Source organism: Candidatus Brocadia sinica JPN1, from assembly GCF_000949635.1.
GTDB classification, from domain to species: domain Bacteria; phylum Planctomycetota; class Brocadiia; order Brocadiales; family Brocadiaceae; genus Brocadia; species Brocadia sinica.
The window spans coordinates 1,659,773-1,672,907 of record NZ_BAFN01000001.1; the positions used below are offsets into that span (position 1 = coordinate 1,659,773).

General features: G+C 39.8%; 8 protein-coding genes and 1 pseudogene. All 9 read right to left on the reverse strand.

The window, feature by feature from the left end; all coding sequences use genetic code 11:
* Nucleotides 1-73: 73 nt before the first annotated feature.
* The 9 genes and pseudogenes from BROSI_RS07470 to BROSI_RS07510 all read right to left on the reverse strand — a co-directional run bounded on the left by BROSI_RS07470 (nt 74) and on the right by BROSI_RS07510 (nt 12,986).
* Nucleotides 74-601 carry an EF-hand domain-containing protein gene (locus BROSI_RS07470; RefSeq protein ID WP_052563118.1) on the reverse strand — a complete coding sequence of 176 codons (528 nt, stop codon included), beginning with the start codon at nt 599-601 and terminating at the stop codon, nt 74-76.
* Between the two features lie 210 nt (nt 602-811).
* On the reverse strand, nt 812-3,226 hold the full coding sequence (locus BROSI_RS07475) for an FG-GAP repeat domain-containing protein (protein ID WP_157842427.1): 2,415 nt from the start codon (nt 3,224-3,226) through the stop codon (nt 812-814).
* A gap of 82 nt (nt 3,227-3,308) precedes the next feature.
* Nucleotides 3,309-5,315, reverse strand: a complete 2,007-nt coding sequence (locus tag BROSI_RS07480; RefSeq protein WP_052563120.1) for a GH39 family glycosyl hydrolase — start codon at nt 5,313-5,315, stop codon at nt 3,309-3,311.
* A gap of 239 nt (nt 5,316-5,554) precedes the next feature.
* Entirely contained in the window at nt 5,555-7,114 is a 1,560-nt protein-coding gene (locus BROSI_RS07485) for an O-antigen ligase family protein (protein ID WP_052563121.1), read from the reverse strand.
* 3 nt (nt 7,115-7,117) lie between these two features.
* Nucleotides 7,118-9,349, reverse strand: a complete 2,232-nt coding sequence (locus BROSI_RS07490; protein WP_052563122.1) for a GH39 family glycosyl hydrolase — start codon at nt 9,347-9,349, stop codon at nt 7,118-7,120.
* A complete protein-coding gene (locus tag BROSI_RS07495; RefSeq protein ID WP_157842428.1) occupies nt 9,346-10,149 on the reverse strand; it encodes a glycosyltransferase family 2 protein in 804 nt (267 codons plus the stop codon). The genes BROSI_RS07490 and BROSI_RS07495 overlap by 4 nt, the downstream gene beginning before the upstream one ends.
* Nucleotides 10,150-10,288: 139 nt before the next feature.
* Nucleotides 10,289-10,447: pseudogene (locus BROSI_RS07500) on the reverse strand (HIT domain-containing protein); the annotation flags it as partial.
* Between the two features lie 181 nt (nt 10,448-10,628).
* Entirely contained in the window at nt 10,629-11,780 is a 1,152-nt protein-coding gene (locus BROSI_RS07505; RefSeq protein WP_052563124.1) for a glycosyltransferase family 4 protein, read from the reverse strand.
* 24 nt (nt 11,781-11,804) lie between these two features.
* The gene (locus BROSI_RS07510) at nt 11,805-12,986 is read right to left on the reverse strand and encodes a glycosyltransferase family 9 protein (RefSeq protein WP_052563125.1); all 1,182 of its coding nucleotides are present in this window, start codon (nt 12,984-12,986) and stop codon (nt 11,805-11,807) included.
* Nucleotides 12,987-13,135: the final 149 nt, after the last annotated feature.

Here is a 13,135-nt window from a genome sequence, read left to right on the forward strand (position 1 = left end):
CTTACCCTGCGAATCTCTTTTCCTGACAGCGGCCATCTGTCAGGATGGCCGCTGTGGGAATAGCGTTGCTGTATTATAAATCCTCTTCTTCCGTGGTTTCCTCTATGTTATTTACTGTCTTCTTTTTAATGTCATCCACTGTTAAAAACCCGTCTTTGTTGGAGTCTAGCTTGAGAAAGAGTTTTTCTGCCCTTTCATCTGCTTTTGTCTGAACAAAGGTAATTGCTTCATCCTTCGAAATCTTTCCATCTTTATCGGTGTCAACGTCATCAAAACGAACCTTTAACTTGTTTTTCCCTTTGAGTTCTTCTTTTGATAAGCACTTGTCTCCATCGGTATCTAATCTTTTGGCTTTTTCAGCGATCCTTTCCTTTGCCTTTTTTGTTACAAAGGCAATCAACTCGTCCCTGGAGATTTTTCTGTCCTGGTCTGCATCGATAGGGGTGAGCTTTGGTGGCAGTGCGGGAGCTTCAGTTGGTGCAGAAGTTTCCGGAGCGCTTGCAGTTTCTGCAGGTGGAGTTACTGTTTGCTCCTCTGCATAAGACGGGGTTACAAAAAAGGGTAAAAGCAATGTTGCAGTTAATAATCCTTTTATTTTCACAATTTTCCTCCTTTTTTAGTTTCCGATTTCAAAAGATACTGACTAATGAATACATACGGCTCCACATTTTTTGATCGATATTCCCCCTTTCCGATTTCTTTTCTTCTTTAGTTTCTTACTTCGTTGTTTGCAATAAATCCATCTTTATTCGCATCAGCGCTGGTTTAGACGGGAATGCCTGAATTCATCCTATCAAAAATACTGTGTGAATTAGTTGTTTTCCAACTCGAGATTATTGAGCATTATGCTAACATTGTTTGTGTACCAATTGGCAACTGCAACATCAGTTTTACCATCGTTATTAATATCGTCAGATACCAGGGCGGCAGGCCTGTTGCCTGCAATAAAGTTAGCACTAAATGAAAAACTAAAATCATCATTTCCTGACAAAATGGATATTATATTATCAAATTCACAAACTACTGCAATATCATATAGTTCATCATGGTTGAAATCATCAAGCGCGATTGTTGAAGGCAATTTCCCTACATTATAAGTGTTCAGATTATGGAAAGAACCGTTGCCTGCACCGAACAAAGAAAATATTTTGTCAGCATAAAAAAGACTTCCTACTATATCAGTTTTTCCATCAAAGTTTATGTCTTTCATCAATACCGAGTGCTGGCCGCCAGCAACATCAATATTTTCTTTTTTTATAAAAGAACCATTCCCATCCCCAAGAAAAACCGTTATATAACTTACATCAAAGTGTGAGATAACCAAATCCTTGTTGCCGTCCATATCTATGTCGTCAATTGCAGCATCGGAAGGCGTATCGCCGGAAAAAAGAATTGTCCTATCCACGAAAGAGCCATTTTCATTTCCAAACAAAATTGTAGTAAAATTCCCTCCAAAGATGGGAATAACGAAATCATTTATACCGTCATTATTCAAATCATCGATACGAACAAGATGCGGGCTTGGTCCGACGAAATATTTATCATATATTGAGAATGTTCCGTCTCCGTTGCCATGTAATAGGGTAATGGTATTCGAACTGATATTCGCAGTAACAAGATCAGGTACGCCATCGTAATTTAAATCCCCCGGCGTTACGGCATGGACGGTAGCCTGGATCTCACAAACCTCGGGTAATTTATAACTTCCATCGCCGTTTCCTAATAAAGCGCTTATATTTGTTGCATCAATATTTGCTGTAACAAGATCACTATTTCCATCAAGGTTGAAATCGCCTGATGCAATCCAATGCGCACCTTTCCCGGCAGGGTAATTATTGAAAGGCCCAAATGTTCCGTCTCCGTTGCCTGATAATACTGTTATATTATTGCTCTCAAAGTTTGTGGTAACCAAATCAATTGTCTGATTACCATCAAGATCTCCTGATGTTGCTGAAATTGGACTTACTCCAACGACAACATCTTTTAAGGTCTGATTAAATCTACCATCACCATTTCCGAGAAGAATGGAAATGTCTTCGCCACGCCTTTTAACCCCTAAACCACCAAAATTTGTAACAGCTATATCTTTTTGGCCATCATCGTTAAAATCATTTACAATCAAAGCGCTTGGATTGGATATCACCTTATCTATTGTAATATTCTCATAACTTATAAGAGGTGTTTCTTCCAGTTTTCCTAGTAAGACAGAAATGCTATTGCTGCCCATATTAGCGATTGCAAGATCTAAAATGCCATCCCTGTTAAGATCTTCCGCGATAACCATAGATGGGGCAGTGTCCACAGGAAAATCAAATTTTTTCATAAAAGCGCCGTCTCCGTTTCCCAAAAATATTGATACGGTATTATCATAAAAATTAGCGACTACAATGTCTTCTTTTCCGTCGAGATTAAAGTCACCAACAGCAGCAGAAACAGGACCATTTCCTGTCTTTTCGCTGACTGAATTGCCAAAAGTTCCTGTTCCATTTCCAATGAGAATTGAAATAGTATTGCTGCCAAAATTTGGTACTGCTAAGTCAGCAATTCCATCCTTATTAAAATCACCAGTTGTCAATCGAAATGGCTTCAACCCTACCTTAAAATGCGTTGCTATCCCAAAAGACCTGTCACCATTTCCAAGAAAAATAGAAACGGTATTACTGCCAAAATTTGAGATGGCTAAATCCCTTTTTTCGTCCCCATTGAAATCACCTGTTACAAGGGAAACAGGGTGAATCCCTGCATTGAAACTATTTGAGATGGTAAATGTATTATTAGTGTTTCCCTGCAAGATAGTAATTTCACCAGTGGAATCCTGTGAAATAATACTGCCGAAATGCGATACTGCTAAGTCTTTTCTCCCATCGCCATTGAAATCATCCATAACAACAGCGGTTGGATGGAGGCCTGTGCTGTAAGCAGGTATAGCAGTAAAACCTTTATGAATATCCGACCCGCTGGCACTTGATAACTGATCAATATGAAAGACTCTATCAAACTTGTTTTTGCGTTTGCCGGGAAAGGGGTTTTCCCCTCTTTGATCAAGATCAAATTGGGGATTGAAAAAAGGAAAAATGTATGCATCCGGAGCTCTTTCTGTCTCTGCCAAATGAAGTGAAGTGTGGTTTTTGATATTGCATGAATAACTGATTTTACCAGAAGATACGAATATACTACTCTGGAAAAGGGTGAAAAACAGTATAAGTTGCATTGTATACTTTAACACTTTTTTGTAATCTCCAAAACATCTTTTGTGAACAGAATAGAAGTATTTTTTTAGGAAATAAAAGCAAGCATAAAAATATTGATTAATCCGATGCTTGCAAAAAGGTTATTTCAACCAGAAAAACAGCATACGGCTGCAAGGTTATTACTTCTTGGTATGAGCCATTGATTATATGAATCTGTTTCGTTTGTTCTGAACCTTCCAGGGAGATATTTGGATCGTTGTTTATCTTATCAATCCACGTCGAAACAGTAATTGTCTGACCTGACAGACTGGTATGATCACCGAAGAAATAGAGGTCATCATGGGTGTTGTGATATACATTATTACAGTCTATAACATCTTGTTCAAATACGTTGCAATCTGGTGGATAACTTCCCGTACTAATGACCTGAGCACAGGCCGATTCTAACGAGGTACTAATGCAGTCTGTAAAAATAGATTCTCTGTCCATTTTAAAACAATTGCCAAGCTGTCTTGTAATTATTGCTATCTGGCTTTCGGTATATCCCTTGTCCTTTAAGTAATAAATAGCTTCCAGGAAGGCCTTTTCCTGAGATTCGCTCTCTGCTTGCAGAACCAACTTATCTACTATTCCATTTGTGCCGCAGGGAGAATCTGTTTGTTCCTCTTCTGTTTTTTTGTTATATCTGCAAGAGTTTGCATGATCCTTATCTATGAGATACGTTGTCATGGTTGCATCTCCTGAGAAAGGAATGTTTTTAAGATTCAAGGTTATTTCTCTCGGATTTTTTCTATATTTTAAGGCGCTTGGGTAGGTTTCCGGAGGGAACGCATTTTTGAGCATTGCTGCGGTGGGAATATAGTTAGAAATCAGTATTCTTATTGTGCGATTGTCGTGTGTTTGAGAGGCAATTGCTGCAAGAAAAGTATCATCATGAACATCTGCTTTCAGTCTGTTTGGGATCTCATTTTCTGGTTCGCCTTGTACGATGGCGAGCGCCTTGAGTGCATTGTAAACAGATTTGATAACACCTTCATTACTCATGGCGCCTGTACTACCTGAAAATAACGGATTATGTTCAAAATCAACGAAATTAAAGAAGGCTTGTTTATCAATACCTGTATCAAGCATATTATGCATGGCATATACAGCGTATGCACTATTCCGTTCTGTAGTATGGTCTTCTAAATCATTGAGACTTGCGTCATAGTTCCACTCATCAATAATAAGGGGTGTGTTTTCATCGTACCCATACTGTTTCAGCCATTGTTTAATAGAACTTGCCATTTCTCTGTATTCTGCTTTTGTCCCCCAAAAATTATTCCATCCAACATACATATGCCAGGTTATAAAATCGATCGGCAGGTTATTTGTCGCTGCATATTTTATAAACTCCTCGATTACCCCTTTATCCCATATAGAAGCACCAGGGCCTCCTATCTTTACATGAGGGTCTGCTTCAAGAGCACCTTTAACGCTGTATTTATATAGGGTAAAGTATTCTTCCTGACTTCCGAACCAGAAATCAGTATTAGAAAAGAGATAGCCCTGGTCTGGCTCATTCCATATTTCGTACCATAAATCCAGGCCTAATTTATATTTATAATAACCCACGATTCCCTTAACATGTTCTGCCCAGGCATCATAATCCGTGGGCGGTGTTGCACCCCAATTCGGTCCACATACATATTTCCCATCCCTCTTTTTTACACATCTTTTGCTCAACCATTTCGGCATACCATAAATGGTTAAGATAAGATCCACTCCCTCTTTCTCATAGGATAACGTTGTGCTATCAAAATCATTCAGGTGCTTTATATATTTTTCAATGTCATTGGATAAATCAGAAACATGATATCTCAGATTGAGTCCAGTCCGGTAGATACTCCCGGCATTTTCAATGTCTTCTTCGTATCTTTTCCGAAAATAAAATTTATAAAAATCATTCCCCCATTGGGAAAGTTCCACTCCCACTGCTGCAATACCTGGCATTTGGCCAAGATTCTGTGAGGCATCTACAGTTATTTCCGTATTGCCTGATGCCTCTTCTGCTTTTGTATAGAGAGGGAAAATCCATGATATCAGAATAATTGCTATTCCTGTTAAATAGAATATTTTTTTCATGTCTGTTATACTTCCGTTCCGGCTACAGGTTAGTGCAATTTTTTAAGACTTCATTGATTCCACTCATTCCGGAGCATGTAACATAACATAGCCGTAACCGGATGAACCACCCCTCTATCTCTTTCTTCCTCTTTTTTGCAATGAGAGGACGAAGGGGGCGGTAAAAAAACTGCTAAATGAGGGGCTTTTGTTAGGCAACATTCATGAGCTAGAGGCCCACATAAAAGCGTGAAAATATATTACCCTCCCTGAATCCCTCCCGTTAAAGGGGGGAAAGTTCCCTCGCCTGGTGCGGGAGAGTGTCTGGGTGAGGGGTATTTTGGTGTCAATAATATATCAGGTTTCTGGCTTTTCTTTTTGACGATTATTACATAAGCGTTGACGATGCCCATATAAACCCAGGTAAATCTTTCGTAGAAAAACGGGTGAAATTGTATCGTTACTATATATGCAATAAAACCTGAAAATAATCCACGGTTTATCCAGGTATTTATGAGCGATTTGTCCGTCAGGCTGACCTTGATAAGATTGTAGAATGTATACGATAATAATACAATATAAAAAAAGAAACCCAATATGCCTACAGCATCTGCGGCTTCAATAAAGGCATTGTGAACAGCCCAGTGTAAGTAATGCGAGGTGTATCTATAGACATCACTCACTCCTACGCCAATAAAAGGATGCCTGTGTATGAACCCGTGAATTCCTTCTCTGGCCAACTGTAACCTGATTCTGTATTCCCCCCAATGACAATCTGCCGAGATTGCCCTGAAAATATCATCCAGAAAACCTGTAAGGTAAATAGCAATGCCTGCTATCAAAGTACAAAAAAAACCATGGATAATGAATTTTGACCATCTCACAGAGATCGAAAAGATCAATCCGATGAAGAGGGAAAGAAATCCGTCTTTGGAAAAAGTCAGCAAGAGCGCGGTTATCATGAGCAAGAAAGAAGAAATGAGCGTAAACCGTTTTTTCAATGCGAAAGGCCCGTTATAAATGAAGTAATTAAAGACGATGAGTATTGCAGTATTGAGAAAAAAGGTAAAGGGCTTATATGTTCCAAAAAAGGCCGGGATTCTCAGAAAAGGTCCTTGAGAGGTCATTTCAAACATCAGTGAAAGATTTTTTTTGTCAACAGGGCCGATAAAAAGCAACCCCGTTGTTTTAAAGAGTATTCCTTGCCCGATCCCGATTAGGGAAGAAATACAGGTGAGAACTACAATGCATTTTACAGCAAAAACAAATAGCTCTCTGCTGTGAATGAAGTTTAAGAGGAGGAACAGAATGAGAATGAATTTTACCAACGTAGGGGCATATATGACAAAGGGAACAATTCTGGCATTCATGAATGAAACAAGCGCTGAGGCAACAAAGGCCATATTGAAAATATCCAGAAGTGATATACAAAGCCTTTTGTCTTTCACGACAGATTGAGAAAACAGGGCGAATAAAGAGACCATCATTACGAGCTCAGTCAGGTCTATTTTGACAAGGGTAGTCAAACTGGTAATATGCATACCGCCAAAAAAAAGCGTGATAAATACCTTTTCCGTATGCCGCTTCGTCAGGAGAATGAACTTCTTTATAAAAGGCAAAAAAAGGGAAAAGAAAAAAAGCAGGGAGGAGACTTCATACGGGTAGAGTTTAAAAATGTTGGTACCCTCTATTGAAATATCAAGCATTTTTGCAAGAATATTTGCTAATAGAGGGTCCAAAACTAAAAATGCGCCTGCGAATCCCCCCCACAATAGTGGGAAAAAGAGGATGCGGGAAAGGGGAAGTACAGAAACTCTCATTTTCTATTTTTTGCCGAGAATAATCAGACGCACCGAATTGGGCTCCATACTTATGTTGAGTGTCGCTGTATCTTTTGTTACATTGACGGCTGCGGTCTCCTTCGATCCCTCCAGAGATATTTCTTTCCATTCGTTGATTTTGTCAATCTGCTCCCGGAGGTAATTTTGTCTAATTGCTTTCAATTTCCTGAACCCCAATGCTATATCTTTTTTTTGAAAACCTTTTTTTGTGAGCTGATCGAAAAGTTCTTTCAAATTCCCTTTGTTTTTAGCAGTTCGAATTTTTTCCCTGAGAATTTCTAAGTGTTTTGTGCTGTAACCTTTCGATAAAAGGAAGTCTTCCAGGTTTTTTTGGGCATATGTATTGGCATCGGCATTTGCCTGCCACACAGCTTTATCGACCATTCCACCGATGCCGCACAGCGTATCTGTGGAAGAAGGCTCGGTTTTTTTGTTCAGTTTGCAGGCATTGCTATTATTGCTGTCAATGGTGTATACGGTTGCCTGGGCAGATGGTGAAAATGAAAGATTGGCGAAGTCAATCTTCAGTGATTTATTGAAAGAGGTTCTTTTTAGCGTATCCGAAAGCTCCGAAGCAATTATCTTTGTTTGAGGGTATTTTGCATTTGATGAAACTTCACCAAGATATGTTAAAACCCCCTCCATGGATGGTTTTTTTTGTAAATGAGAATAGATATTGGCAAGGAATTCAACTACTTCTGTTTTTTGGCCATCTTTTACCCTGGCAATAAACTGATCTTTACAGGCAAGCAAGGTGTCTTTTCTTTTACTCTTCTTTCCTTCCTGGATGCATTCCTTCAGCCAGTTGATTTCTTCAGGAGAAAATCCTGATTTTTCCAGGAGCAATTTCGTAACAGTGGAGCGTAATCTTGCTTGTCTTGGTGCGAAATTGCTTAAGAGTACATAAATGCCATCATCTTTCATTGTGGATATCGCTATAATGTCATCCGCAGAAGATTCTACACGTAACAGCTCCGGAATCTTCTCACCGTCTGGTTTTGTAGCCATAGTTAATGCCTTAAACGAGTTATACACCGGTTTGATTATGCCATGTTTGGTAAACAGGGGCCAATCACCGATAAATTCTGCATTCCGCCTCTCTTTCCGGCGGCTATTTTCATGTGCGTCAACCTGGATATCAAAATCATGTCCATGCCAGTCAACACCTCCCTCCCACATATGGAAAAGTGCGGTTATGGCTTCAGAAGCAGTTTCTTCCGTATCAAGATAATCGTCAGGATAAGGCCATCCGGCCCAATAAGCCCAATCAGAAATATAGATCCTGACATTATCGAGGTTCTTTTCCTTTAACCACTGGGAAACCGTTTTGCCGTCGCTTACAAGCTGGCGTGAATTGTGGGTGAAAGAATGCCAATTGATAAAATCCAGCGGGACATTATTTTTTGCGACATATTCAATGAAACTTTTGAGAAGAGGCTCCCCTTTCGGGTTTTTCCAGCCGCCTTCCTTTTTTGCTAAGTCACCGATGGCGGGAGTAATGCCTTCAAAATCAGCGCCTTCCTTTTTCGCCGTTAAACTCCAGGGGCCGAGGCCGCCAACCTTTATCTCACTGCTCACGTTTTTTGCAGACCTTGCAGCAGCTTCATAATATTGAAAGAGACTCTCCTCCGTTCCCATCCAGAGCCAGTTTGGTTCGTGACCTACAAAAAACCCCAACTTTTTTACTCCAAGTTCGTTTCGTAAAAAACTGAGCGCAAAACCCACCACCTCCCCCCAGAGTTTGAAATCTCGCGGAGGTGATAATTGCTCGATTGTCCACCAGCTTTCATGGGTAAATGCCGGCCTCTTGTCTCCCTGTCTTAAGGAAAGCCAGGCAGGTATCGTAAAGGGATCGAAACCTACGATTAATTCTGCATCCGCCTCTTTTGCCTTTTGGACAACGAGATAGGGTATGCCTGATGGGTGAAAGAACTCGTTCTTGAATTTTTGCTTGTAATCCTCAAGGCTCTTGGTCTTCGGGAGGAAGAGGTCGAAGGTAAATTGTATCGCCTTTGGATGATTGTCTTTAAAGAAACGTTCTATATTATGCCGGTTGTTTGCCTTAACAATCCATATGCTGCTGCTGAAGAGGTCAGGAACCGGTCCCAATCCCTTTGCGGCATCCACTTTCATTTCTATCGTTTCTGAAAAAGTATAGAATGGTTTCACTGTCAGGACGATCAGAATGGTCAATAGAGATAAAAATATCTTCATAGTGTCCTCCTTTTCAAAAGATCATGGTGTTTTTTATAAAACTTTGCATACGATTTAAAATGAGAAAAGAGCAGTTGAATGCCTGTCTTACTCAGGAGTTTCTTTCGCGTTATTCCGCTGACATAATGTTTAATGGTATAAGAGGGGTAATAGACTACTTTGTAACCGGCTTTCCTGATCCGTGCACAATAATCAGCATCTTCAAAGCCGTAGAACATGTTTTCGTCCAGAAGGCCTGTAACGTTAAATACATCTCTTCTGATAAGCTGAAAGGCGCCAATAACGTAGTCGACTTCCATAGGCTTATCGGAGTCATGAAGCAATACATGATGTGCTTTCATGAGCCTGCTATTTCTTATGAAACCAAGAAACGCCAGTCTTCTCAACACGATATCCCGAATAAGCGGAAATGTCCTCGATGCCGGATACGGTTGATTATCAAAAGTTATCTGTTGTACCCCCAGCAAGGCAACATCAGGAGAGAAGTCCATATATCTTATAATATCGCCAAAATTTTTTGAAACGAATTCTGTATCAGCGTCGAGGAGGAGAACATAACGTCCTGAAGAACGCCTGATAGACTGGTTCCGCGCAGGTGCTACCCCGGCATTCCGATCATTTTCTATCAACAGGACATGAGGAAAGTCTTTTTTTATCATATCGACAGTCCCATCCTGAGATGCATTGTCAACTACGACAACCTCGAATTGTATATCCTTTATCTTCTCGTAAATTGAAATGAGACACTTTTTAAGAAAGTCTCTGTTATTATAGGTACAGATATTAATCGATAGATCCACGGGTATTATTACGAAAAAAGATCTTAATTTATATAAACTGATAAATGGAACTTGTGCAATACTATAAAACTTCGTTAAGCCATTGAATAGCTTTTGTACAGAAGTGATCAGATTAGAAAGTATATGGCTAGGTTTTCACTTAATCCCAATGCTCTGCCTTATTCGGGATTATCCATCTTATCCCACCACGTGGATCTTTTGTATCGCCATGATACCTTGGGATGATATGAAAATGAAGCTGTCCCATTGTTTGCCCTGCCGCTTCACCATCATTTATTCCCATATTAAATCCATCGGGTTAGGATATTTATCAAAAACGATCATGAAATAATCGTCCTCGGCAATTATTTTCTCTTTTTCTATTGTTTCAAATAATTTCATATGTTAAAAACACATTTTTTAGGCTATTTCAGTCATAGCATCTCAATAATCCACTTGCGTAAGGCTCTTGGTGCAAATTTATTCATTTTCCGAGCAACTTATACTGAAGGTTCATTATTCATACCTGCTAATTTTCTGTATATTTCCAACGTTTTCCGGGCGGTATTTTCCCACGAAAAATCCTTAATCCGTTCTAAAGATTTCGTGATTAAGCTGTTTCTCAACTCCTCATCCAACAGTATCTTGCTCATTGCGTCCCGGAGGGCAGTAATATCATATGGATCGACAAGTACGGCTGCATCCCCCACAACCTCTGATATGACGGGGATATCAGATGCAATGACCGGTATTCCATGTCCCATCGCCTCCAGGACAGGCAAGCCAAATCCTTCAATAAGAGACGGAAAAACAAATACCTTTGCCTTTTTATAAAGATATTTCAAATCATTATCCTGAACATATCCCAGAAAAAAAACCTTTTTTTCTAATTCACAATTGCGAATAGTGGCCTTTACCTCTTCATACGCATTTCCTTTGTTGCCGGCAATTACAATGGCATAATTTCTTTGTAAAGAATCGTCAAGGCGGGAAAACGCCTTTACAATGGATTCAACCTGTTTGGTTTTTTCGATAACACCTACATAGAGTATATAATTTCTGGGTATATGATACTTTTCGAAAATATATTCACCATCGTTGTTATCAACGGATAAATTCTGGGAAATACCTTCCAGGGTCACATCGATGGATTCAGGGGTATAATCTAAGAGATCAAGAATTGCTCTTTTCGTGGTATCCGATACGGTTATGATGAAATTGGCTTTCTTTATACACAGGAGCACGAAAAGGCGTTTTGCATAACTTTTGAGTGCCCCGTATTTTGTTGGTTGAATAAATTCGGCAAGGTCATGGATCGTTACCACAATGGGACAGTGTCGTTTCAGAATCGGTATGGGATTGGTGTAATGAAGCACATTGAGGTTATACTTTTTTACCACTTTGGGGAATATCAGCGCCTGCCAGAATGCTTTTAGCAGGGTTCCTTTTGGCGGAGACATTTGGATAAACTGAAAGTTAGACGCCTTGAGTGGTTGTGCGAATCTTTGCCAGTGTGCATAGAAGATAAAATACTGATTCGTCTTATCCATTGTGGAGAGTTGATGGAGTATCTCTGTGATGTATCTGTCGGTACCTCTTAAGGTTTCGTTAGAGGTGATCATATTGATACCAATATTCAGTCTATTCTTCAATGTTGATCCTGCCTATCATCATAATCAGGATATTTCTTCATGAAAATTGTCTGACAATACCTTCTTTACTGCATTGAATACTTCGTCTACAGAAATTTTGTTTAAACATTGGAAATCCTTACAGGCAGGCGTATAGTCATATTGATGTACATAGCAAGGCGAACATGCCAGATTTTTTCTTATCACAACACACCGTTCCTGTGGGCCAATAACCTGCTCTGGTGATGTCGAACCAAAGACAGCTATGGAGGGTACTTTTAAGGCCAGTGCGATATGGAGCGGACCTGAGTCATTGCCTAAAAACAAATTAGAAAGTTTGATAATAGCAGCCGTCTGTGCAAGCGTAGTCCTGCCCATTACACTGATGATATCAGGGCTCTCAACTTCTTTGAGGATTTTTTTGCCTGTTTCAATATCACCTTTGTTTCCGATTATGATTACTTTTAGTTGCTGTTCTTTTATCAGCCTCTGAATAAGAGATATATATTTTTCAAGTGGCCAACACCGGTATCCGGCGTTCCACGATGCACCCGGGTGGACAGTAATTACAGGGGAAGGGATTTCCCGGGTAAGTTTCGTTATCAGAAGCTCCGCTTCATGAATATCCTTTTCAGGCACGCTGAGGTCTATTTCTTCCTTTGTTACCTGTAATCCGGCGTTCCGTAAAATATCCAGGTTTTGCTTTACTATCGGGACGCCTTCTCTGAGTTCAATCATTATGGTATTTAATGAACCTGCCCTGCCTTTTTGAAAACCGATCCGGTGAGGTATCCCAGTGAGAAAATTCATAAGAACTTCTTCTCTCATGCCTTCTCCCCTGTCCGGAGCATAGATGAGGTCGAAATGCCTTTTTCTTAAAGAAAAAATAAGCAGGAACTTTCTGAAAAATCCCCTGTGCCTGCCTTTAAGGTCGTAATCAATTACTTCGGAAATGATATTTTTTTTAGAAAAAAGAGACAAAATCTCTTTTGCCTCCGGAGATGCCAGAACAGAAATAGAGGCAGCGGGAAAATTGTCCTTCAGGCATTCGATGGCAGGGAATACCCGTATAAGGTCTCCTATGCCTCCACCTTCAGCAACGAGTATCTTTCTCATCTCTGAATGAGCTAAGGACTTTTTGTCTCTATTGAGAAAAGGTGCAAATTTTTCAAAAAGAGAAAAAAAAACGTTTTTTATACTCGCCTTTAGGCCTAAAACACTACTCATGTTTTCGATACTATTCCTTCAGAAAAATCTCTTTTGCACGAATAATTCTGACGGCACAATCTATGAAGATTGTAAGGGTATATTGCAATACGCCCCTACGACTATTATCCTTTAACATACATTATTCCTTGTCCGATATTCGATGTTAG